At 41.9% G+C, this 25,524-nt stretch carries 18 protein-coding genes; 2 read left to right on the top strand and 16 right to left on the bottom strand.

The window, feature by feature from the left end; genetic code table 11:
* Positions 1 to 3: 3 nt before the first annotated feature.
* From HC733_RS11830 to rppH, 10 genes are all read right to left on the bottom strand, one after another.
* The gene (locus HC733_RS11830; RefSeq protein ID WP_190365251.1) at positions 4 to 678 is read right to left on the bottom strand and encodes an SPOR domain-containing protein; all 675 of its coding nucleotides are present in this window, start codon (positions 676 to 678) and stop codon (positions 4 to 6) included.
* Positions 679 to 736: 58 nt separating this feature from the next.
* Positions 737 to 3,682: a hypothetical protein gene (locus HC733_RS11825; protein ID WP_190365250.1), complete on the bottom strand. Its 2,946-nt coding sequence runs from the start codon at positions 3,680 to 3,682 to the stop codon at positions 737 to 739.
* Between the two features lie 14 nt (positions 3,683 to 3,696).
* Positions 3,697 to 3,960, bottom strand: coding sequence for a hypothetical protein (locus tag HC733_RS11820; RefSeq protein ID WP_190365249.1), 264 nt, complete (start codon positions 3,958 to 3,960; stop codon positions 3,697 to 3,699).
* A gap of 28 nt (positions 3,961 to 3,988) precedes the next feature.
* Positions 3,989 to 4,600, bottom strand: a complete 612-nt coding sequence (locus HC733_RS11815) for an SPOR domain-containing protein (protein WP_190365248.1) — start codon at positions 4,598 to 4,600, stop codon at positions 3,989 to 3,991.
* Between the two features lie 38 nt (positions 4,601 to 4,638).
* Positions 4,639 to 5,517, bottom strand: coding sequence for a UTP--glucose-1-phosphate uridylyltransferase GalU (galU, locus tag HC733_RS11810; protein ID WP_190365247.1), 879 nt, complete (start codon positions 5,515 to 5,517; stop codon positions 4,639 to 4,641).
* Positions 5,518 to 5,525: 8 nt separating this feature from the next.
* Entirely contained in the window at positions 5,526 to 6,359 is an 834-nt protein-coding gene (locus HC733_RS11805) for a thymidylate synthase (protein WP_190365246.1), read from the bottom strand.
* 10 nt (positions 6,360 to 6,369) lie between these two features.
* Positions 6,370 to 7,176: a prolipoprotein diacylglyceryl transferase gene (gene lgt / locus HC733_RS11800; RefSeq protein WP_190365245.1), complete on the bottom strand. Its 807-nt coding sequence runs from the start codon at positions 7,174 to 7,176 to the stop codon at positions 6,370 to 6,372.
* Between the two features lie 9 nt (positions 7,177 to 7,185).
* The gene (locus HC733_RS11795) at positions 7,186 to 7,995 is read right to left on the bottom strand and encodes a sulfite exporter TauE/SafE family protein (protein ID WP_190365244.1); all 810 of its coding nucleotides are present in this window, start codon (positions 7,993 to 7,995) and stop codon (positions 7,186 to 7,188) included.
* Positions 7,996 to 8,070: 75 nt separating this feature from the next.
* Positions 8,071 to 10,341: a phosphoenolpyruvate--protein phosphotransferase gene (gene ptsP / locus HC733_RS11790; protein WP_190365243.1), complete on the bottom strand. Its 2,271-nt coding sequence runs from the start codon at positions 10,339 to 10,341 to the stop codon at positions 8,071 to 8,073.
* A gap of 11 nt (positions 10,342 to 10,352) precedes the next feature.
* Positions 10,353 to 10,880 carry an RNA pyrophosphohydrolase gene (gene rppH, locus HC733_RS11785; protein ID WP_152085433.1) on the bottom strand — a complete coding sequence of 176 codons (528 nt, stop codon included), beginning with the start codon at positions 10,878 to 10,880 and terminating at the stop codon, positions 10,353 to 10,355.
* A gap of 432 nt (positions 10,881 to 11,312) precedes the next feature.
* Between rppH and mutH the strand changes: the two genes are divergently transcribed.
* Entirely contained in the window at positions 11,313 to 11,987 is a 675-nt protein-coding gene (mutH, locus tag HC733_RS11780; protein ID WP_190365242.1) for a DNA mismatch repair endonuclease MutH, read from the top strand.
* 84 nt (positions 11,988 to 12,071) lie between these two features.
* Here mutH and eno read toward each other — a convergent pair whose 3' ends face one another.
* The 5 genes from eno to rlmD form a co-directional block, all read right to left on the bottom strand.
* On the bottom strand, positions 12,072 to 13,364 hold the full coding sequence (eno, locus tag HC733_RS11775) for a phosphopyruvate hydratase (protein ID WP_190365241.1): 1,293 nt from the start codon (positions 13,362 to 13,364) through the stop codon (positions 12,072 to 12,074).
* A gap of 142 nt (positions 13,365 to 13,506) precedes the next feature.
* On the bottom strand, positions 13,507 to 15,141 hold the full coding sequence (locus HC733_RS11770) for a CTP synthase (RefSeq protein WP_190365240.1): 1,635 nt from the start codon (positions 15,139 to 15,141) through the stop codon (positions 13,507 to 13,509).
* Between the two features lie 118 nt (positions 15,142 to 15,259).
* Positions 15,260 to 16,063, bottom strand: coding sequence for a nucleoside triphosphate pyrophosphohydrolase (mazG, locus tag HC733_RS11765; protein WP_190365239.1), 804 nt, complete (start codon positions 16,061 to 16,063; stop codon positions 15,260 to 15,262).
* A gap of 17 nt (positions 16,064 to 16,080) precedes the next feature.
* The gene (gene relA / locus HC733_RS11760) at positions 16,081 to 18,237 is read right to left on the bottom strand and encodes a GTP diphosphokinase (protein ID WP_190365238.1); all 2,157 of its coding nucleotides are present in this window, start codon (positions 18,235 to 18,237) and stop codon (positions 16,081 to 16,083) included.
* 5 nt (positions 18,238 to 18,242) lie between these two features.
* The gene (gene rlmD / locus HC733_RS11755; protein WP_190365237.1) at positions 18,243 to 19,550 is read right to left on the bottom strand and encodes a 23S rRNA (uracil(1939)-C(5))-methyltransferase RlmD; all 1,308 of its coding nucleotides are present in this window, start codon (positions 19,548 to 19,550) and stop codon (positions 18,243 to 18,245) included.
* A gap of 86 nt (positions 19,551 to 19,636) precedes the next feature.
* On the opposite strand from rlmD, the gene barA reads away from it, so the two are divergent.
* Entirely contained in the window at positions 19,637 to 22,417 is a 2,781-nt protein-coding gene (gene barA / locus HC733_RS11750) for a two-component sensor histidine kinase BarA (RefSeq protein WP_190365236.1), read from the top strand.
* Positions 22,418 to 22,495: 78 nt separating this feature from the next.
* Here barA and HC733_RS11745 read toward each other — a convergent pair whose 3' ends face one another.
* On the bottom strand, positions 22,496 to 25,465 hold the full coding sequence (locus tag HC733_RS11745) for an Ig-like domain-containing protein (protein WP_190365235.1): 2,970 nt from the start codon (positions 25,463 to 25,465) through the stop codon (positions 22,496 to 22,498).
* Positions 25,466 to 25,524: the final 59 nt, after the last annotated feature.

Raw genomic sequence — 25,524 nt, 5'->3', positions numbered from 1 at the left:
TATCTAGAGCCGAGTTTTTGCTGATTGCTCATCAAAAAAACTAACTATGCAGTTAATAGATTTAGCCTTAAGGTTTGTACATGTATCTAAAGCTTGTTGTTTATCTGCATACCCACCCGCTTTTAAACGATAAAATGTTACGTTATTGACCTGAGCGGTTTCAATGTTTAAATTTTGACCTAAGGTTTTTGGTAACTTGGCTTTGAGATCTGGGATCAAGTTATCAAGTCGGCTTTTTTGCGTAACCGAGCTTAGCTGTAGCGCATATTTTAAGGTTGGTGTTTTTGCGCTTAAATCTGTTGAAGTAACAGTATTTTTCTCAATCGGCGCTAGCTGCAAACTGCTCGACTGAGAAGGCAGTACAGGCAAATTAATACCTTCCTTCTTTTCTGATGATTGCTGCTTTGTTGAACTTTCCATTACTTTGGTGTCACTGTAAGCATACCTATTTTGCTCAGACTCTTGCGCTACTTGGCGTTTAACTAATCCATCTAATTGGGCGATCAGTAAGCTGAGATCTTTTTCTATTTTCAGCAGCCTCTCTACCCCCCCTTTTGCTTCTTGCCACTGCTGTGCAGCTTGTTGTAATTGCTCAAGTTCTGACTTAGTAATAGTTGCTACATCTTCATTGTGTGACTTAGTGGTAGCGCAGCCATTTAGCATAACAAGCGTAGCCAAAGTTAACACCCATTGCTTTTTAAAAAACGATATTTATACATTTTCTATTCCATTTTAATCAGTATCTTATAAGCGCTTGTTTTACTTCACACTTAAGCTCTCGTTGCTTTACTAATTCACACACCGTGTTGACGACTTTAGAGGGCTGCGCAGAGTAACTCGCAGCCAGTATGTATTTATCACTATTCGATTCTTTAAAATAAAAAGGGCTATATCCTGGCATACTCTTTAAACGCTTATTGATCAAAACAAAGTATGTTTTTAATATTGATAAGGATGAAAACTCGCCAAGGCTGGCAAATGAGCCATTAAATTTATCTTTCTCTTTTAAAGACAGATCAACACCAGATAATACGCTTCCCTCGTTTGGCAACTCCACCATTACCTCTTGTGTAACTTTAAGGTTTTTTTGTTCCAGCTGCTTTTCCTCAACTTGCGCCACATATTGCCCTGGCTTTAAGCCAGTGAATAAATAATATCCATCAAATGCAGATTCTGTCTGTGCTACCAGTTTACCGTCTGCATCTAGCAGATTCACTTTGGTATACGGCAAAACTTTGCCTCTTTGAGCATAGAGACTACCTTCTACCTCACTGGCATTCACTAAAGGAAAGTCAACATACTCCACAAAGCCAGCTCGGGGGGTAATTGATACACCAGCATCTCTGGGAACGAAAAATGGGTCATTGATACTTTGCTCATCAAGCTCAATATCTGTTTTTCTATTTGCCAGCATGCCTGTCAATTCAGCGATCCCTTGAGTATTAGTCAAGCCATGGCGGTGCGCTTGAACCGCTTTAACTCTTAAATTTTCGACCAACGCCTCTCCCTCATCGAGTCGGCCATTGTTGTTATGATCCAAGAATACGCGAACAAGAGTACTGCCACTTTGCGTTAAACTACGTCGAGACGTAAAATAACTATTGTCCATAACATTGTATCCAATACTAAAACGCCCAAAGAACCCAAGCTGCCAATGATCATCACTATTGTAAGACATTGAAGTATTCACACTGAAGTCATCTGTTTGCCAACCCAAGGTTAACTTAGTGGTATCTAAGTCGTTATCTAGTGAGCTTGTGTAGGTGAACTGCGCTTGAAGGTCAGCCAATAAATTTGTGTAAAATTCGGCTGAGTAACTTGTTATGTCTCTTTCTGGCTTAAGCGTATAATTCACAGATAAGCGGCTATACACCTTCCCAAACCTTGCCTGCATCTGAGCACTACCTAAGCTTGTGTGTCTACCATCTGACAACTGATTCCAGCTAAGTTGATTACCCAACGCGTATCTATCGAACATATAGTTAAGCGAATTGGTAAAGGTTTTTGTGCTTGTTTGGTTTTGCTGTTGAGTATAAGAAAGCGTATTTCGATAATTTAGCCTTCCATAGTCACGGGACGTAATGTTGCCGGAAAGCTCCAAGCCTAAGTTAGCTTGAGTAGTGGTATTTTTATCAACAAAGTTCGCGGAAGTGCTTTTTGTTAAGCGTTTATAATGTAAGCGCATGGCTTGGTGCAATAGCTTGGCGCGTGTCACAAGCTCTAACCTAGATTGCGAAAAATCATCTCGCTCGTAGCTGACGTTAACCAAGAATCTATTCGCTAAGGTCATATTACTGCCAACCGATATAGTGTTTTTAGGGCCCTCAGCTATCCCTTCTCGCACTGAAGTTGCACCGTAGAGCGACAGAGTGTCTGATAGCCCTTGTTCATAACGCGTTGACAGTAACCAGCCCAATGAACCTATTTGATACTGCTTATCATCAAACACTCTATGCCCTTGTTGAGTAATAGAAACCTCATATACTCCCTGCCCCGACTCGAGCGCACTACCGTCTATGAAATATTGCTGCGTGCGTTTTTCAACCTGACCTTGTGGTCCATACAAAATAATTTCAAATTCATTTAAGCCAACAAGCAAATTAATATTTTCAAACAAATAGCGGCCATCACTACTATCAAATTTTTGCTCAACCAGTACACCATTTTGATATAACTCTACGTCCCAACCATTTTGTACTTCTCCTGTGATTGAAATACGATTTTGGTCAAGCAATGTATCCAGTGGTGCGTTAGATAGTTTTATTCCCCTTGCGAGCTGATTCTGATGAAGTCCCCCTACTCGTGTTGCAATCACATCACCGATTTTAAACTCAGAGGCTTGTAGCGCGCCAAATAGCTGTGCTTGTTCATCATCTCTACTAAAGGTGAGTCGAGATTGATTAAGCAAATTCCCTTGTTGCCCTGAAAAGAAATATTCGCTGCGCATGTACGCAAAGTCGTGAGCACCTAATACGGAGTAATTCACACCTTCTCGAAGGTCACTCTTTTGATAGCCTAACTGCACATCCATCAACGGCGAGGATAGCAATCGATAAGGACTAGCCTTCCATGGTTTGGTAGCGTATTTATTGGCAACTAACTGCTTTTTAGAGCGCCTTGCGCGGTCAAGCTTTGCTTCTATTGGAAGAACATGTTTAGAACTCACCGTAACATCTTGCGCACCATAATCAGCTGATAAGTCAAGATCAAACCAAGCGGCTAAAACAGCCATATCTATATAGATATCATCTTGATCTTTATATAACTCTTGCGCTTTTATTGTTACAGTTTGCTCTGCTATCTTTGCGGTTAGGGAATTCTCATCAAAGGTAAATTTGTTATCCGCATCAATGAACCAACCTTCATATCCACGTGCACTGCGTTGGATAGCGAAATCAAGACTGTCAAAAAAGCCATTCAGCTCCAGCCAAGCACCAGATTTGCTTTTTATTGCAATGACTTCGCCTAAGTAGTTACTGTCTAAATAAAGAGATAAAAATAACATCTCACCTTCAGGAATACTGTGAGATGTACTTTGTAGCGATGGGGCTAGCTGAGACTCAACCAGTTTATCATCGAGTCTTTTCAATACCTCTAAAATGGCAGCATAGTCGTTGGCAGCTTTAACACTAGATACAAATGCACAAGCTGCAAGTAACAATCCCTTTAAGTTTACTCGCACGTTTGCTACCTAACTCAAAGGCTAAATGGAACCGAATATTGAGCAAAGGTATGATCTGCATACTCCTGCTGACCAATATAGTTCACCTTAATTGACCCTTTTTGGTTGAACTTGAACCCGTCAATCGCCCTCAACTCAACCGTCGCATTTTGTAGTTCAGCATAGATGCTAGTGTGTGGTTGTACTGCAATCCGTTGAGGTGTATCACTGTTTTGAGGGGTAAACCACACTTCGAATTGACCAAAACTGCTATAGTTGCCTGACTTTTCTACACTCACTTTTAGTAAATATCAGGATCATACTAAATTATTGATTGAACAGCTGACACGCTTCATTAAGTTGGTGCATAACAAAGCAAACCTTAGTGGCATCATCATCCGTCTTAAAAGGCCCTGCTAAAACAACATAAAAATCACTATGATTTTTACTTTGGGGCACGACTTTATAAGACATCACCGCGCTCAACTGTGGGTACTGATTGGTAAAGCTTTTGAGATAACGCTCGGCAGGTGCCTTTTGCAAAAATGTACGAAGTTTAACAAAGACTTGGTTTTGCATATCCAGTACAGTTTGTTGCGGCTGAGCTTTGTGAGTGACTCTTTGTACATCACTACGCAGTTGCTCTGGGGGAGCTTCCAGATCTGCTTGTGACGCCACCAACTGTAAAAGCAAGGTGAGGTCCTGCTCCATTTCTTTTAACCTCTCCATACTTTGCTTGTTCTCTTCCCATTGAGATATATAAGGCTCTAAGTCTGAGCGATATATTGGCTGTTGTGTGTTGTGAGGGGTTTCACCTAATAAAGCACACGCAGGCATTAAAACAACAAAGAAAAGAACAATCATATTTTTCGCTAACATCGCACTCATTTCCGTCAATCGACTCGACTCCTTTACGACTTGTAGCAAAAAAAGTGCCATAGAAGGCACTTTTTTATAATTTTATTGCTGTAAATTCCTTAAAGAAGAGATTTTATGTGGGCCTTTAAAGGCTCTGAAAATTCAGCTCTTCTTAGTGCGTACTCAACATTGGCTTGCAGATATCCAAGCTTGCTACCGCAGTCATGGCTTTTGCCTTTTATTGCATAAGCTTGTACTTTTTCTTGTTCCATCAACATTGCTATTGCATCAGTGAGCTGAATTTCTCCACCCGCACCTAACGGCGTTTTCGCAAGTAACGGCCAAATTTCTTTACTAAGCACATAGCGCCCAACAACAGCTAAATCTGAAGGTGCTTCATCAACTGCTGGTTTCTCAACCAAGGTATTCAGATCTGCACTTTCACCTGGTTTAAGCTTTACGTCACCAATATCTGCAATACCAAACTTATCAACGTCTTCATGTGCAACTGGCTCTACCATGATCTGGCTCTGTCCATGCTCTTTAAATCGCTGGATCATTTGCGCTAAGTTATCTTTTGATAAGTCGCTAGCCACTTCATCAATAAGTACATCGGGTAACATAACAACAAAAGGCGCATCACCAATAATTGGGCCTGCACAGTTAATGGCATGCCCGAGCCCCTTTGCTTCACCTTGACGCACATGAATGATGGTTACATCTTTTGGACAAATAGATTGTACCTCTTCGAGGAGCTGACGCTTAACACGTTTTTCTAGGGTTGCTTCCAGTTCAAAACTGGTATCAAAGTGGTTTTCAATCGAGTTTTTACTTGAATGAGTAACCAATACTATTTCCTTTACACCGGCCGCAACTGCCTCGTTCACCACGTACTGGATAAGCGGTTTATCAACGATGGGTAACATTTCTTTTGGAATAGCTTTTGTTGCAGGCAACATACGAGTGCCTAAACCGGCAACTGGAATCACGGCTTTCATTTTATCTCCTAAATGGCCACGGGTGCTTTAATATGTGGATGTGCTTGATATCCCTCAAGCTTAAAGTCTTCATAAGTAAAAGAAAAAATATCCTTTACATCAGGGTTTATCGTCATTGTTGGTTTAGCAAACGGCGTACGCGATAATTGTTCATCTACCTGCTCTAGATGGTTCAAATACAAGTGTGCATCGCCAAATGTATGGATAAAGTCACCAGGTTCTAAATCACATACTTGCGCAACCATCATCGTTAACAACGCATAACTGGCAATATTAAATGGCACACCTAAGAAAATATCGCCACTTCGTTGATAAAGCTGACACGATAACTTGCCATCTAAAACATAAAACTGAAACAAAGTATGGCAAGGTGGTAGCGCTTGTTTTCCCATTGCTGCATTTTCTTTTGGGGAGTACTGCGTGTCAGGGAGCAAAGCAGGGTTCCAAGCACTGACAATTAAACGACGCGAGTCTGGGTTGGTTTTGATCTGTTCAATCAACTCTTTAATCTGGTCGACTACAACGCCGTTTTCTCCAGTCCAAGAGCGCCATTGTTTACCATATACAGGCCCTAACTCACCGTCGTCAGTTGCCCACTCGTCCCAAATTTTTACACCATTTTCTTTAAGATAAGCAATATTGGTCTCACCTTTAAGAAACCACAACAGTTCATGAATAATGGAACGTAGGTGGCACTTTTTAGTGGTCACCAAGGGGAATCCTTCTTGTAGGTTAAAACGCATTTGGTAACCAAATACGCTCAGTGTTCCTGTGCCTGTTCGGTCTTCTTTTTTGGTGCCATGCTCTTTTACATAGCGCATTAAATCTAAATATTGTTTCATAACGGCAATCTTACTTACTTTTAATTTGTTCTAAAACAGGCTGTGTGTTGTATGCCCAGATCATCAGAGCAGCGCCCGCTATTACCATAGGTAAAGACAAAATTTGCCCTTGAGAAATTATGCCGCCATACAAACCGATGTGTGCATCTGGCTCTCTGAAATATTCAATCGCAAAACGAAAAACACCGTACCCGAGCAAAAATAACCCTGAAATACTGCCTGCAGGCCTTGGTTTTTTAGCAAACAGAACTAACATCACAAAAAGAACTAGACCCTCAAAAAAAGCCTCGTAAAGTTGTGATGGATGTCTAGGTAATGGTCCGCCCGTAGGAAAAACAAATGCCCAAGGCACATCGGTCGTTCGACCCCATAGCTCACCATTTATAAAGTTGCCGATTCGACCTGCCATCAAACCTACGGGTACCAGTGGCACCACGAAGTCTCCCACCGATACAATCGATTTTTTACTACGCAGGGCAAATACCACTATCGCAGTGATCACACCCAATGCACCTCCGTGGAAAGACATACCACCTTGGTCAATTCTAAATAAGTACATGGGGTTTTCTACAAAATAAGAGAATTGATAAAACAAAACATAACCGATTCTGCCGCCAAGTATCACACCCAACATGCTATAAAAAAGCAAGTCACTTACTTGCTCCTTAGTCCAATTAGAATTAGGTTTTTCTGCTTGCCTATTTGCCATCCACATTGCAAACAAAAAACCAATTAGATACATCACGCCGTACCAACGCACGCTTAATGGCCCGATAGAAAAAATTACTGGGTCAATCTGTGGAAATTGCAAAGCCATCGCTTTCCCTTAACTAATTATCATATGAGTGGCGATGACAAAGAGCAACGCCGCGAAAATTTTCTTTATTGTTGAAACTGGTAAAAATTGAGTCGACCTCGCCCCGATTGGTGCCATAAACCAAGAAGTTAACACAATACCAAACAATGCCGGCAAATAAATAAATCCTGCAAACCCTTGTGCAAAGGTATAATGGGCAATGCCGGAGGTAATATAACCTAATGAACCAAACAAGGCGATGACAATGCCACTGGCAGACGCACAGCCAATTGCTTTTCTGATATCTAACGAAAAGTAGCTCAGCAATGGTACTATTAACGCACCACCTCCAATACCTATCATTGCTGATAAGCCACCCATTAGCGTTGTTATCAAAGAAAGAATTGGTCCACTTGGCAACGCGCGTTGAGACACCGTCTTTTTAGAGCTACTATATAGCATTCTTGTCGCTATCAGTACGACGCTGACCGCAAAAATACCTCTGATAATTGGCTCGGGTAACAATGCCGCTAGAAAACCACTGACTAATGCACCAATAGCAACCCCACCCATTATAAATGGCGCGATGTTCCACGGCACATTACCGTTTCTGTGGTGCGCTAAAGCAGATGAGGTTGAAGTAAATAATATCGATGCTAAAGAAGTGGCAATGGCTACTAATACGATTTGTGACTCTGGCACAATATCAAAATATCTCAAAATAGTGGATAAAATCGGTACTATAACCAGACCACCACCTATGCCTAGCAATCCTGCTAAAAACCCAACAACGCTTCCAAGTAATGCACAACTGACTATCAGCAAGATGGCGTCGCTCATAAATCAATATCTCTTATTATTTTAAGCGCGTAATGGTAACGCATAATGTGCTACGGTGCATCTTTGTAGTTCAGGTTAGTTGGATTGATAGAACAGTTCGCTGAAATTATGTTCGATCATAAAGTTTCGTAGTAAACGATGGATTTGTTTTGCCGATGATTGCGCCAAACATTCTCGCAGCAATATTTCCATATCACTGACATTTAATCGCCTAAGTACCCATTTTACTTTACTTAATGAGGATATATTCATACTGAGCCTGCGATAGCCCATAGCAATCAGCAAAATGGCCCCCTCAGGCTCCCCACCTAACTCGCCACATAAACTAAACGGCAGTTCAAAATCTTGGCAGCTTTTTGCAATGCTGTTAAGTACTCGAAGTACACTGGGATGATATGGGTCAAATAAATCTGCTACCTGAGCATTATTTCTATCAACGGCTAAAAGATATTGGGTTAAGTCGTTGCTACCAACAGAGCAAAAGTCGACTTTTTTTGACCACTCAGGCAACAAAAAAACACTCGAGGGTACTTCTAACATAACCCCAACCTCTGGTTTATCAATTAACAGAAACTGGTCAGCCCACTCCTCCTGTAGTTCAAAGTAAGCTTGTTCAAGTAAAGCCAACGCTTCATCTACCTCTTCGGTATGACTAACCATAGGCAACATAATACGCAAATTACCCAATCCGGTATTGGCTTTGATCATCGCTTTAAGTTGGTCTAAGAAAAGTTCTGGATGATCTAAAGATACGCGAATACCACGCCAACCTAAAAATGGGTTTTCTTCTTTTATATCAAAGTAATCTAAAACTTTATCACCACCGATGTCTAAAGTTCGCATGACCACAGGTTCTGGGTGATAGCGAGTTAATACTTCTCGATACCATTGCTCTTGCTCACTTTGCGATGGAAACCGCCCTTTTTGCATAAACCATGCTTCGGTACGATAAAGGCCTACGCCATCACAATATTTTGCGGTGAGAGATTCCGTACTTAAATCTAGGCCTGCATTTAACAGTAAACTGATACGTTCGCCATCTAAAGTAACAGGCGGTAATGCATGCTCAGCTTCGAACTTATCATGCAACAAGCTTTCTTGCCTGCGCATTTGCTCATATTCGTGTCTAAGCGCAGCTGACGGAGAAATATAGACTCGACCCGCATAGCCGTCCAAAATAACCTCTTTGCCTTCAAGCTGTAATAGCGGAATATCTTCTATACCCCAGATTGCAGGGATCCCCATTGCACGGGTTAAAATTGATGCATGAGAGTTTGCAGCTCCCTGCACACTTACCAACCCTTTGAGCTTATCTTTGGGAACTTCAGCTAACATCGTAGGTGTAAGTGTGTGTGTTACTAAAATGGTGTTATCTGGGTATGATTTTGTCGCATGCTCTGTACTGACTAAGTGGTGTAATACCCGCAAGCCAATGTCTTTCACATCAACTGCACGCTCCTTGATATAAGGGTCCTTCATTGCGTCAAATTGAATAACAAGACTCTCAATAACATGCTTTAAAGCACTTTTAGCGTTCCAACCCAGCTTTAACTGAGCATCAACTTGCTGGCCTAAACTTTGTGCATCAAGTAGCTGTTGGTATACCTCAAACACCGCCAGTGCTTCTTTGGGGATATTATCACTGAGGGTATTCGCTAAAATATGAAACTCTTGGCGCGTTGCTGCAACAGCCTGCAAAAACAATTGCCTTTGCTGCTCTACATGCTCAGACTTTTGCGATTCAATGCTTTCAAAGCCTAATTTAGGAAGCACCACAAAGGCACTCCCTATGGCTATGCCTGGCGCTCCAGAGACGCCTTTTAATACCGACGTGCGATGGGTACTTGCCTCTTGTGTTAATACACTTTGAATTTCAGCGTGGGCGAGCTGTGATGCCAATTGGGCCGACAAAGTAATTAAAAATGATTCTTCATCATGGCTAAACACGCGTGCCATTTTTTGTTGTACAACGATAACGCCCAATACTTTGCGCTGATGTACTACGGGCACAGACAAGAACGCATTGTAGCCTTCTTCGTTGACTTCGGGAGATAACTTAAAACGCGGGTGAGACTGCGCATGTGCAATGTTAATGGGTTCTTCTCGTTGGGCAACTAGCCCAACCAACCCCTCGGTAAAACCGATTCTAAAGTGACCTATGGCATCTGGATTTAAGCCATCACTGGCCATAAGTACAAAGTTATCTTGGCTATAATCGGCAAAATAAATGGAGCAACATTCTGTATTCATGGCCTGTTTGACCAAAGTCACAAATTGAGTCAGTGCATCTTCAAGATTTGCTTGTTGTGAAACCGACTCAACAATTGACCGCAACGTTGCTAACACTATCCACTCCTTTACCGGCGATGCCGCCAATTAGCTGTTTCTTTTGCTTGAGGCTCTTTTCGATTAAAAGGCATAGCAAATGGCGCAAACTCTTTCATTACTCGCCTATACACGTCCCTTTTAAAAGATACCACTTGACGCACCGGATACCAGTAACTCACCCATCGCCAATCATCAAACTCAGGATGGTGAGTATGAAGTAAATCCACATCCTCATCTTTACATCTGAGTTTTAGTAAAAACCATTTCTGTTTTTGGCCAATACACACCGGACTGGAATCTCTTCTGATCAAGCGCTTTGGTAACTTATAGCGCAGCCAGTGTTTAGAGCTTGCGACTATCTCTACATCTTCGGGCTTTAGCCCAACTTCTTCATGTAGCTCTCGATACATGGTTTGTTCAGGAGTCTCACCTTCATCAACGCCACCTTGCGGGAACTGCCAAGAATGTTGTCCAAAACGCCGAGCCCAAAATACCTGACCTTGATTATTACAGATCACAATTCCGACATTGGCACGAAAACCTTCGGCATCAATCACCTTAGTGCCTCTTTTATAAGTCGATTTTTAATGATTGTTCCACAACTTCTAAGCCACAGCAAATATTATTCCTGCTTTTACGCAAGTTACACACAGCTTGTGCATAAAATTTTATAACTACGATTAAATTACAAACAAATCCACAATTAACTTATTTATACAGTACTTTCTCCACAGAAACTGTGGATAATTATGTTTATATTGTTGTATTTATCCAAAGCCTGTAAGTTTTAACAGGTGCCTCACACTAATGACAACAAAAAAATCTTATACTTTTCATTATGATACAAAATAACACTGGATATACATGCGGGGATTATTTAAACAAATACAAAGTCGTGCAAAATTCAACCATTTGAATTCAAGTCATTTCTTTCTTGAGTTCACTTTCGTTACAATAGAAGCATTGTCATCTTGTAAAACAGTTGTGCTATGAATAAACCACTCCCTCCTAAGTCTATCTCAGAGCTGATGCAACGAGTTGAAAGTATTGCAGGGTTAACTTTAGGTGAACTCGCTCAGCGCTACCAATTTAAAAGCCCAGAGCATTTGTTGCGTGAAAAGGGTTGGCCCGGTCAGTTACTTGAGTGTGTGCTTGGAGCAAGCGCAGGGTCAAAACCGGTGCCCGACTTTGAACATTTGGGTATTGAACTCAAGTCACTGCCAATTGATTATCAGGGTAAACCGCTCGAAACAACGTACGTATCGGTTGTTCCTCTGACCAATTTAACTGGTGCAAAATGGGAAAACAGCACCGTTAAGAAAAAACTTAATCACGTCTTATGGCTACCTGTCCTTGCTGAGCGAGATATTCAGCCAGTCGAACGTACTATCGGTTGCGGTTTTTTGTGGCAACCTAATGCTCAACAAGAAGCTTTATTGAAAAGAGATTGGGAAGAACAAATTGAACTCATCGCTCTTGGCCGCGTTGATGAAATTTCAGGGCACCTTGGCCAGGTGATGCAAATCCGCCCCAAAGCCGCCAATAGCCGAGTGACGACCGATGCCATCGGCCCAAACGGCAAACTGATTAAGACGCTACCAAGGGGCTTTTATTTAAAAACCAGTTTTACACATAGTATTTTACTGCAAGAATTCAGCGCTTAGTAATAACATAAACCATTAGACAAAAGAATACCGCTATGTACTAACACAGCGGTATTTCTATCGATTCAAACTGTCCGTTTATTATTACTGACCTTTGATCTCTGAACGACCTTTATAAACTGCTTTTTCACCTAGCGCTTCTTCGATACGAAGAAGTTGGTTGTATTTAGCAACACGGTCTGAACGACATAGAGAACCTGTCTTAATTTGACCTGCCGCTGTACCAACAGCTAAATCTGCAATTGTCGCATCTTCAGTTTCACCCGAACGGTGAGAAATAACAGCTGTGAAGCCTGCATCTTGCGCCATCTTAATCGCATCTAAAGTTTCAGACAGAGAACCGATTTGGTTGAATTTGATTAAGATCGAGTTACCAATGTTTTCATCGATACCGCGCTTTAAGATTTTCGTGTTTGTTACGAATAAATCGTCACCCACAAGCTGTACTTTATCGCCAATCTTATCAGTTAGCACTTTCCAGCCAGCCCAATCACTTTCATCTAAACCATCTTCAATTGAAACGATAGGGTAACGGTTAGCAAGGTCCGCTAGGAAGTCAGCAAAACCTGCAGAATCAAATGCTTTGCCTTCACCTTTGAGGTCATATTTACCATCAACGTAGAACTCAGATGCCGCACAGTCTAGTGCTAGCGTGATGTCTTTGTTTAGCTCATAACCTGCATCCGAAACTGCTAGTGCGATAACTTCGAGTGCTTCTTCGTTAGACTTAAGATCTGGCGCAAAACCACCTTCATCACCAACAGCTGTGTTCAAGCCACGTGCATTTAACACTTTTTTCAAGCTGTGGAAGATTTCAGCACCCATGCGCAATGCTTCACGGAAGCTCTTTGCGCCTACTGGCTGGATCATGAACTCTTGAATGTCAACGTTGTTATCAGCATGCTCACCACCGTTGATGATATTCATCATAGGAACAGGCATTGAGTATTGGCCAGAAGTACCATTGATATCAGCAATATGCTCATATAGAGCCACGCCTTTTTCTTGTGCAGCTGCTTTAGCAGTTGCAAGAGATACAGCTAGAATTGCGTTTGCACCTAGTTTTTCTTTGTTCTCAGTGCCATCTAAATCGATCATGATTTGGTCAATGTTGCGCTGCTCAAGTGCATCTTTACCTTCAAGTGCTTGTGCAATATCAACATTGATATAGTTAACTGCGGTAAGTACACCTTTACCTAAATAACGAGACTTGTCACCATCACGTAGTTCTAATGCTTCACGAGTACCCGTTGATGCACCCGATGGTGCACATGCACGGCCCCATGCGCCTGAAGCTAAGTGAACATCTGCTTCAACCGTCGGGTTACCACGTGAGTCCATAACTTCACGGCCAATCACTTTTACGATTTTTGACATCTTGATTCCTCTTATTCCCAAAGTGGTGAGTGTAATGTTTATATACTTATAAATAAGCACTGGTTTTCATTTAAACGCTAAATGCAAAGCACTACTTATTGTTATAAAAAAGCCGCGCATAAGCACGGCTTTTCTCAATCATTTATGATTCAGCTTTTTGGTGAGTGTAAGCTGCCGCTACAAAGCCTTCGAATAATGGGTGTCCATCACGAGGTGTAGAGGTAAACTCAGGGTGGAACTGAGCGGCAATAAACCAAGGGTGATCTTTGTTTTCAATGATCTCCACCAGCTTTTTGTCTTCCGATAAACCTGTAAACTGTAAGCCTGCTTTTTCCAAACGCTCTACATAGTGGTTATTCACTTCATAGCGGTGACGGTGACGCTCAACTATTTCATCACTGCCGTATACGTCACGTACTTTAGAGCCTTTCTTCAGATGACATTTCTGTGCACCTAAACGCATCGTACCACCTAAGTCAGATTTTTCGTCACGTACTTCGACATTTCCTTCTGCATCAAGCCACTCAGTGATAAGGCCTACGACTGGATGTGCCGTTTTTGCATCAAACTCAGTTGAGTTTGCACCTTCAAGGCCAGCTACATTACGCGCATATTCAATCAACGCAACTTGCATACCTAAACAGATACCTAGGTATGGCACTTTATTCTCACGTGCATACTTAGCGGCTAAAATTTTACCTTCAACGCCACGGTTACCAAACCCACCTGGCACCAAAATAGCGTCTAAGTGTGCTAGTCGCTCTACGCCTTTGCTCTCGATATCTTGAGAATCAACATACTCAATGTTTACCGTAAGACGATTCTTGAGGCCCGCATGTTTTAGTGCTTCGTTTACAGACTTGTACGCATCAGGTAGTTCGATGTATTTGCCAACCATACCAATGGTCACTTCACCCGTTGGGTTTGACTCTTGATACAACACTTGTTCCCACTCTGATAAGTCAGCCTCGGGTGCGTCTAAGTAGAAACGACGACACACTAAATTATCTAAGTCTTGTGACTTAAGCAGCGCAGGGATTTTGTAAATACTGTCAACATCTGGTAGTGAGATAACGGCTCTTTCTTCTACGTTTGTAAATAAAGCGATTTTTGCGCGCTCGTTTGCAGGTAAGCGGCAGCTAGAACGACAAACAAGAATGTCAGGCTGAATACCTATTGAACGTAACTCTTTAACCGAGTGCTGTGTTGGCTTAGTTTTAACCTCTCCAGCAGTACCAAGAAATGGCACTAATGTTAAGTGCATGAATAACGCATGCTCACGACCAAGTACGGTGCCTAACTGACGCAGCGCTTCTAAAAACGGCTGCGATTCGATATCACCGACAGTGCCACCTACTTCAACGATGGCAATATCATAGCCTTCAGCGCCTTCAAGAACACGGCGTTTAATGTCATTAGTGATATGAGGGATAACTTGAATGGTAGCACCTAGGTACTCACCCTTACGCTCACGACGTAACACATCTTCAAAAACGCGCCCTTGAGTGAAGTTATTACGGCTAGTCATTTTGGTGCGAATAAAGCGCTCATAGTGACCTAAGTCTAGGTCTGTTTCAGCGCCATCTTCAGTTACAAACACCTCACCGTGTTGAATTGGGCTCATTGTGCCCGGATCAACATTGATATAAGGATCCAGCTTAAGAATAGTTACATTCAAGCCACGTGCTTCTAAAATAGCGGCTAAAGATGCAGCTGCAATACCTTTACCCAAGGAGGAAACAACTCCGCCCGTTACGAAGATAAATTTTGTACTCATGCGAACCCTAGAATATCAGGAAAAATGGAATTTAAATAAGAATCAAGACGGGGCGATAGTATAGCAAAGCCGCGCAAATCAATCCAGATAAAAATCACTCAAACAAGTGCGATATCTTCTAACCTTGTTGTTTTTTAACTTGTTCCCAAGCATTATCCATCTGCTCAAGTGTCGCACTTTCCAAACTCAAACCTTGCTGATTTAAAGTGTCATCTACCTTTGCAAAGCGACGCACAAATTTATTACACGCTAAACGCAATACTTGTTCAGGGTCATGTTTTGCGTGTCTAGCAACATTCACCGTCGCGAACAGCAAGTCCCCCAGCTCTTCAGCACTGTGTGCTGAATTTGGATCCTCTGCTAAGGCTTCGCTAACCTCTTTAACTTCTTCAACTACTTTATCGAGCGCGCCATGATAATCTGGCCAATCAAATCCTAAAGCAGCTGCACGTTTTTGAATTTTCTGTGCTCTTGATAACGCAGGTAGCATATTAGGAATATCATTCCACAAAACCCCTTTTTGGTCGGCTTGTGACGTATTATTTTGTGCTCTTTCCTGCGCTTTTATCGCTTGCCACTGGGCTTCAAGTTGCTCATCAGTCAGCTTTTTTTGTTGCTCAAACACATGGGGGTGACGACGCACTAATTTTTGGTTTAACTCTGCCACCACATCATTAAAATCAAAAGCCCCTTGCTCTTTTGCTAATTGAGCGTAAAAAACGACCTGAAACAATAAGTCACCCAATTCGCTTTTAAGACCAGTCATATCGTCTTTTTCAATCGCATCAGCGACCTCATATGCCTCTTCAAGCGTATGAGGCACTATAGACTTAAACGTTTGTTGCTTATCCCAATCACAGCCCGTTTCAGGGTCTCTAAGCGTTGCCATGATTGACAGGAGTTTGTTAAGTTGCTCACTCATGTAAGTAATTGCTCACCTTAGTGTTGTCGTTTGGCTTCGAACACACCTTCAATCTGGTGCAATTTGGTTAACAACCGATTCATCGCTGATAGGTCTGACACTTCTATTTTCATTTCAAAGATTGCAACCGCGCGCTCATCATTAGTTTGCACATTCATGCTCAATACATTCACTTTTTCATTGGCCAGTACCGAACTTATGTCTCGTATCAAACCTTGTCTATCGTGTGCCTCGATACGCACGGTGATAGCATACGCAGCTTGAATTTCCTCAGACCAGCTCACCGCAATTTCACGCTCTGGGTGAAGCTCGCAAATGTGGGCAAATGCATCACAGTCTGTTCGATGCACAGCAATCCCTCGCCCTTGTGTGATATAACCAACAATTTCATCACCAGGGACAGGCTGGCAGCATTTAGCAACATGACTCATCAAACTACCAACACCATCAACCACAATGCCATTTTTGTCACCCTTTTGCTTACGCGGTGCACCAATTTTCAGTTTCGGCAGCTCTTCTGGCTTGTCTTGGACAAAGTTTAGAAATTGGTTAAGGCGAATATCTCCAGCGCCAATAGCCGCCATTAAGTCGTCGATGCTTTTGAAGTTAAAACGCTCAATGGCAGGTTCAAGCTGTTTATAGGTTAAATCTAGCTTAGCAAGTTGCGTGTCTAATATTTCTTTACCTGCTTGTAAGTTTTTATCTCTATCTTGCTGCTTAAACCAATGATGAATTTTACTGCGTGCGCGCGAAGAATGGATGTAACCTAAAGATGGGTTTAACCAGTCGCGACTAGGTGAGGCGTTCTTTTGCGTTAAAATTTCAACTTGATCGCCCGTTGCAAGTTTGTAAGTAAATGGCACAATTTTGCCAAATACTTTTGCGCCAATGCAGCGGTGGCCCACGTTTGAATGAATATAATATGCAAAATCAAGTGGCGTTGCGCCTAATGGTAAATCAAATATATCGCCCTTAGGGGTAAACACATAGACTCTATCTTCAACCACTTGATTTTTTAATTCATCCGCTAAATCGCTACCATCAACCACTTCTTCTTGCCATTGCAGTAGCTTTCTTAGCCAACTTATTTTTTGCTCATAGCCAGAACCTCGCCCTGGTAGCGCTCCTTCTTTATACATCCAATGCGCCGCAACACCGAGTTCCGCATCCTGATGCATCTCTTCGGTACGAATTTGGATTTCGACAGTTTTACCTTCAGGCCCAAACACCACGGTATGAATTGATTGATAACCGTTTTGCTTGGGTGTGGCAACGTAGTCGTCAAACTCTTTTGGTAAATGCTTCCAACTGGTATGCACGATACCTAGTGCCGCATAACAATCTTGAATTTCATCAACAACAATGCGCATTGCACGAATATCAAATAGCTGATCAAACTCATAATTTTTCTGCGACATTTTTTTGTAGATACTATAAATGTGCTTTGGTCGACCATATACTTGTGCATTAATGCCCGCTGCGCTGAGTTTTTCGCTCACCAAATTGACCATGTTCTCCATGTATGCTTCACGGTCAAGGCGTTTATCGGCCAATTGCTTGGCTATTTTTTTGTAAGTGTCAGGGTGTAAGTAACGAAAAGAGAGATCTTCAAGCTCCCACTTTAACTGGCCAATTCCCAGCCTATTTGCAAGTGGCGCAAAAATATTGGCAGTGGCTTTGGCTGCAATAACACGCTCGTCTTCATCGGCATCTTTTACTGCTCGCAAATGGCAGATCTGCTCAGCCAACTTAATCACCACAGCACGAACATCTTCAACCATAGCAAGTAGCATACGACGAATGTTGTCTATCTGCACATGACCTTTACCTTGATGCGCTAAGGTACTGATGGTTGCCATTTGCTCCACACCATCCAACAACATAGCAATATTGTTGCCTAACTCAATTTTGACCTTGTCAACATCAATCAAGCCAGCCAAAAAATATGGTGTTAGGTAAGCTGTTGCTAACGATTCGGCGTCTAAGTTTAGATCGGCGAGGATCTCGACCATTTCAATCGCATTATTAAGCATTGCCGCTTCGGGCTCTGCAGGACATAAACCGTGAGCTTGCTTAAGGCGAGTCATTTTTTCATCTGACAATGCAAGCAATGAAAGTCGCGCTGAAAAATCAGCGGGAAGTTGTTGTTGATGCGATTGGCGAGTTGCAACCATTCCTGTTACCTCCTTTGGAACAACGCCATAGTTTCAATATGCCCCGTATGCGGGAACATATTCATTAGCCCTATTTTGTCTAATTCAAAACCGGCTTCAATCAACAATGCGCTATCACGTGCCAGCGTCACTGGGTCGCAAGACACATATAATACTTTTTCAAACTGCATCAGTGGCAACTGTTTGAGTATGTCATATGCCCCTGTTCGAGACGGGTCAAGTAGCAATACATTCAAAGACGCCTCAAACCAGTTTGCCTGTGCCAACGACTGAGTTAAATCAAAACAATAAAATCGCGCATTGGTGAGTTGATTAGTGTGCGCATTTTGCTTGGCCATTGCAACCGATGACTGTGAACCTTCGACACCAATCACTTCATTTGCTTGTTTTGCCATCAATAATGAGAAATTACCTATTCCACAAAATAAGTCGAGCACCTTATCTTGTGCGGATAATTCAAGCCAATTGGAGGCTTGTAACAACATGCTTTCATTAACGGCGCGATTTACTTGCACAAAGTTATCAAGTTTAAATTCAAAGTGTAGCTGAGCAGCCTGATAGCTAGGCAGCCTAGGATAAACTACATTTTCTGAACCGTCATCCCACAACAATTGATAATCTTCGAGCGCTTCAGCCAGTTCATCTTTAAAATTTTGCGCTATGTTTTTGGTATGCCTCAACAACACGTATTGACCATTGTCTGCATCACACAACTGAATATGGCTAATACTTGAGTAAGCTTTGTGTGTATTTAACGCCTCTCGAAGGCGAGCAAATGTGTCTGCAAATGGCAGTGTTAATACATCACACTGCTTTATTTCTATGATTTGCTTACTTTTTGCACCTCTAAAACCCAACTTTAGTTGTTGAGATGAGGTATCAAAAATACACGCTATACGCGCCGCTCTGCGATAATGAGTAGGCTCACTCTCAATCGGCAATTGCCATGGCAGAGTTGTTACTTTACTGAATTTGCTAAATAATGCATCCAAGGCTTTGTGCTTGTGCTCTAGCTGATTTTTATGATTTAAATGCTGTAATTGGCAGCCACCACAGCGTTGATAATCTTGACAAAATGCTGCCGTACGCTGCTCACTTGGCGTGATTACCTTAACCGTTTTAGCAATAGTCAGTTTGGCTTTTTCTTGCTGAATCTGTGCCTTAACGCGCTCACCTGCTAATGCCCCATCAACAAAACACACTTTTCCTTGATGTTTGGCAACGCCACGACCTTGATGGTCTATCGACTCAATAGCCAGTTCTAAGTTTTTACCCTTTGACGATGTTGCTTTAGCTTTAAAAAACTGCGCCATACTCTACCTACCCCTTAAACATTGCTAATCAGCGCCTAACTAGATAATCTATTGATAAATGAAATGACTCTGCGCACTCCCCCTACATGACAAAACTTAGCCTTCGAGACAGTATTCTAGCACTTACCATCATTCCAACAGTGCTGATCGGCTTAATACTTGGCGGGTATTTTACCGTAAATCGTTATGTTGAGCTTGAAGAAATTATCTATCAACAAGGTAGTAGTATCTCGGAGCCACTAGCCATTGCAGCAGAACAGGCTGTTTTACAGCAAGACAGAGCGGCACTGCACCGAATTATCAGCACCGCACACAATAAACACGCGCCGCTAGTCAAAAGTATTGCCTTGTTTGACGAAGATAACCAGCTGCTACTGACCAGTAACTATCACGAGCAATTCGAGCAACTGTATTTTTTTGGTGATGTATCACAGTTACATAAAACGGAGCTGGTAAAACTAAACGACTCTTTTGTGTTTTTCACACCAATTAAACATTTTTCAAAACTATTAGATCGCTGGCACACCACCCACCCCAAAACACTCGCTGTATTAGCCATTGAAGTAAGTCAAAATCAGGCGCTGATCTCTCAGCAAAAAGCGTTAATTTGGAGTAGCAGCATTATATTATTTGCGTTACTGCTGGCAGTTTTTTTATCTTTTCGGATCAGCAAAATGTTTACCGAGCCACTTTCTCAACTGCTACTGGCTACCGACAAGCTGGTAGAGGGCAAACGTGATATCGATATTGAGCAGCAAATGGTCGGAGAATTTGAGCTATTGCGCCAAGGCCTCAATACCATCAATGAGAAAATGATCAGTCAACGTGACGAAATGCAAAAACACATTGACCAAGCGACCAGCGATTATAAAGAGACCTTAGAACAGTATGAGACGCAAAACATTCAGCTGAATATTGCCAAACGAGAAGCGCAGGATGCCAACAAAGTAAAATCTGACTTTTTGGCTAAAATGAGTCATGAGTTAAGAACGCCACTCAACGGCGTAATTGGCTTCACCCGTCAGTTATATAAAACACCACTCAATAAACACCAAAAAGACTATCTCGATACCATAGAGCTCTCTGCAAACAGCCTTTTGAACATCATCAGTGACATCTTGGATTTCTCAAAGTTAGAAGCTGGCGCAATGGACTTAGAAAATATTCAATTCCAACTGCGAGATGCTATCAACGAGGTAATGACCTTGCTTGCACCCAGTGCTCATGACAAAAACTTGGAGCTATCAATCGCGATTAATCGCCAAGTCCCAGATAATTTGGTTGGCGATCCCACACGCTTTAAGCAAGTGCTGATAAACCTAGTCAGTAACGCAATTAAATTCACCGAAAAAGGGTCAGTCAAAGTCGATGTATCTTATCGCTTGTTAGACGATTCACATGCCTCTTTGTTGGTGTCTGTAAGCGATACTGGCGTTGGAATAGCGATGGATAAGCAAGATGCATTATTTATTCCTTTCGCCCAAGCAGACTCAAGTATTACCCGTAAATTTGGCGGAACCGGCCTTGGCCTGATCATTACTAAACACATTGTTGAAGCAATGAAGGGTCGCATTACACTAAACTCAGCGCCGGGTAACGGCACCTGTTTTACTTTTAATGCCGTATTTGAATTGCCTAATCGTATTTATAACGATGACTTGCCAAATAGCTCATTAGCGAATAAACGTATTTTGTATTTTGAACCACAATCTCATACCCATGCCGCTGTCGTGTCGCTGTTGCAAGAGTGGGATATGCAAGTAACGTCTTGTGAAGACGAGCAGTCATTTTTTGATGCCCTTGAAAAAGAATTCAGCTTTGATATTTGTCTGATTGGCAACATGGCAAGTGTTGAACATATGCAACTGGTAAAAAGCTATATTGCCAAAGCACGCGGTGCCGCTGACTACTTATACCTCATGTTGAATACTATTTCTCATAACATGCGCGAGTCATTGATTGGTAGCGGAGCCGACGCATGTTTAAGTAAACCACTTAATCACAGAAAACTCTGTGAAGTGCTAGCAGCGCCGTATCGTTTAGATCACCCTAGCATCGCTCTTGAAGAAAACGACATGCAGATGTTACCAATGAAAGTGCTCATTGCCGATGACAATGATGCTAATTTAAAGCTGCTGTCTACCTTACTTGAAGAGCAGGTCGAGGCTATTGATACCGCGCACAACGGTGCGCAAGCCGTAGGCCTGTGTAAAACACATAAGTACGACTTGATTTTTATGGATATTCAGATGCCAATAATGGATGGTATTACGGCATGTAAAACCATTTTAGAGTCGTCATTAAACGAAGATACAGCAATCATCGCAGTTACTGCGCATGCCCTCGCGGGTGAAAAAGAGCAGCTATTAAAAGACGGTTTTAAAGGCTATCTCACCAAGCCCATTGATGAAGACATGCTCAGACAAACTATTTGCGACCACAGTACCAGCGCCCCCAAGAGTAAGCAAAAGAACAAAACGCCCCATGAACATAGTGTTGCGCCGTTTGAAAGCCCTTTATTAGACTGGCAATTAGCGCTTCAACACGCAGGAGGAAAGCCAGACTTAGCACTTGAGATGCTAAATATGTTGCTAGATGGGTTAAGCGGATTGCTCGAAACACTTGAGCAAGCATATGAACAACAAGACGTCCAAGCCCTGCTGAGCGTTATTCATAAATTCCATGGTGCATGCTGCTATACCGGCGTTCCAAAGCTAAAAAGCTTGGCTGAGACATTAGAAACGGCATTGAAACAAAATCGCACTATTAGCGACATTGAGCCCGAGCTATTAGAGCTGATTGATGAATTAACCAATTTAAAGCGAGATGCTGAGAATAAAAGTGGAAGTAAGATATTACAAGCTTAAAAAGCCTCTTTCAAAATAGCAGATAAAAATCGATGTATACGCTCTAACAGACCGTATACATCGTTTTAGTTTATCTAGCTACTGCTGCTGCACAGCTCTTTGACCTAAGCGTCGTAAGTATGTTAATACTAATAATGCCAACAACAACAGCCTTGGGTCAAAACTCCCTGAACTACTGTTTGAGCCTTTATTATCTGCATTAGAGATTTTAACTAACTGTGGTTTTGAGTTAGTGCGGCCATCATTGACATAAAACTCAAATGACACAGGTTTGGTCATATTCGCCGCAGCTTTATATGTCACCTCTCCCGTCGATTCAACTAGCGTCAGCCCTTCTATGCCACCTGTATCGCTCAGATGGAAGGTTAATGGATCGCCATCGCTATCACTCGCTTTTAGGACAAATGTGACAGTTTGGTTAGTGTTCACAGATACATCATTCGACTGCGCCACTGGCTCAGAATTAGTTAGTTTCAGTAATACTTGTGCAAGCTCTGATTCAGTACTGGGATCGGCAACACGATAGGTAAAAGAAACAAGATCGACTTGACTGGCCATTGGGTCAAACTTTAACAACCCAGTTGTGACATCAAACTCTGTGATACGACCCGCTTGAGGTTGCGTGGTAATTTCGTAACTTATCGCTTCGTTATCATCATCTTGCCCCAACAAATTGATTTGTGACACCCCTCGCCAATGAATACTCTTTTCAACCAAGTTAGCTACAGGGACCGTGTTGTAAGCTTCAATGATAACACTGCCATGAGCTACTTCAGATTGGCCATTAATCACCTTGTAATCAAGGTACTCTTTACCAATCTTAGCTGGTTGGTATTGGTAGCTCCCATCACCTACATCCGTAGCAACTAACTGTGCATCTTTTGCTTGATGATCAAAAACATAATGTTGGCCACTAAACCAATCACTCAAAGTAATATCAAGTGCAGATCTGACATGAACTGATAAAGTCTTTTGCGCAATATCTTCAACCGGTGCAAGTTTATCTATAAATCGATATACACGAGGGTCTGAGCTAGAGGTATAAAGATAGCGTTCACCTTCGAGCTGTTGAAAAAATACTTTTTGCCAATGATTAGGATCAGTATTTTTCCACACGATAGTTTGGGTAAGTGTATCATAGGCGCCAAAGACACCATCGCAGCTATACACTAAGGAATTTGCTGATAATTCATTAATAGACAACGCTTTGTTTTCTTCACATAAAGCCAGCTGTTTACTATAACTACCGTCATTTTTCAGCACGTATAACGCACCGTCAGCACCAAGGCCCAACACTTCCATCTTACCCGCTATAGCGCTATACGCTATATCAACAAACGTCATTTCATTGTCTATTTTTGTTATGCCCTCACCTACGCCATAAAACCAAGTACCTGAAGGGTAATGCAAAAATAGGCCATGACTTGCGCTGCTATAGCGTAATTTATTCGGTTGCGCACTTAAATCACTTGTAGGAGCACCGATAGACGCTACCAGGTCAATTTGCTCCATACCATTTGATCGATTTTCATCAGCCCAAACGGATATATAATGCACATTATTTGCATAAAAGCTGTATAACACACCTCCACAACGACGAAAACTCAACCTGTCATTCAAATCGTTACCATTCAGTTCGTCCACAAATTCATATTCGTCGCATTGTAAATGATAATCCCAGGTCCCTAGACCTACTACATTGGACTCCAATAATTCGTTGGAAGTTAGAGATATCCAACTTATGAAGTCTAGATATTTTATCGTACGCCCATGGCCTGCTCTACCTCTCACCTCAGTTCGGCATTGAATGGTATGTTGACCGTTATATGTTACCAAAGCGTTTTCCAAGGAAAGGTTACAACGATTATCAGGCATTGGCATGCTGTTTGTGTCCCAAGCGTGTTGCGGCGTATTGATAATATCAAGCAACAGACTATGAGGGGTGCCATGTTTAAATCTACCAATCTGCAAAATATCTAGCTTGCCATCTGAATCAAAATCTCGAATATAAGCGAGCTCAATATCAGGGTGAAAATCAACAGAGCCGCGCTCGTAACAAGTCGGTGCTTTTAGTTCCTGCTCAATAACAACTGTACAAAATTTAAAGGGCGGATGGCTAGTGAACACAGGGTGCATTCGCGGGTAAGAGAAAAGCGCCACAGGTTTAGCGTGGCTTATATCCAAACTGTGGAATTGTTTATTGTAAATATCATCGTGTTTTATTGACTCAAGATCCTCACTAAACCAGACTCTTTGGGCTTTTTTAACGTTAAACAAAGCTAAATGACGCTGTTGGTATTCACCACCTTCACGGGGAGTAGATGATTGCAATAACACTTCATCAAACCCATCGCTATCATCATCAAATGCATAGATAGGTATACCCGTAAACGTTTCAATATTTAACTGCCCTACTTTGCTTAACCCTGTTTCTGTAAAAGTATAAATAGAGCCATCGGCAAACAAAAACTCTTGTGCATTTGCTTGACTAAAACTGCCTTGTACAAAGGCACCAGCGCCTGCCTCATAGTTTTGCAAATTGTAATTATTAGCTAGGTCAATTACTGTCAATCTTCCTGCAGAGGCACTAAGCAGTTTATTAGGGAAACTATCTAATTGTTTTTTGAGCGTCAGAGTTTCTATAGGTACATCTGAAATTTTAATGTCTTTTGTATAGGCTCGGCTAGTTACATCTATTAAGGCTACTTCGCCACTTATCATACCTAAAGCTGCGATAATATGACCATTACTTGACTCCTCATAATGCACAAAAGCACTTACTTGACTCGGTAAAGGCAATCTTTTAGACACAACAAAACGCGTATCCACATAATCTAAGACACTCAAAAAGTTTTTGTTATCAATTGAGTCTATAACCACCATCGTTTTTTCATGATTATAAACAAGGGATTGTATTACTCCAAATTCACCAGCTGGCTTAACGATAGACAAAGGTATATTTGATGCGTGCGCGAGATTTGAGCTGATAGTGCTTATGAACAAAACAGCAGCTATAACTATTCTTTCCATAATCTGCATAAATTTCATTGAGATATCCTTAATTGTTTAAACAAAAGTATTATATCTGAAATAAAGGGAGGGCCAAG

Origin of the sequence: Pseudoalteromonas sp. S16_S37, from assembly GCF_014694405.1 — a bacterium.
Classification (GTDB): domain Bacteria; phylum Pseudomonadota; class Gammaproteobacteria; order Enterobacterales; family Alteromonadaceae; genus Pseudoalteromonas.
Note: the sequence above shows the minus strand (reverse complement) of the source record. Positions and strands in the feature narration are given on the sequence as shown.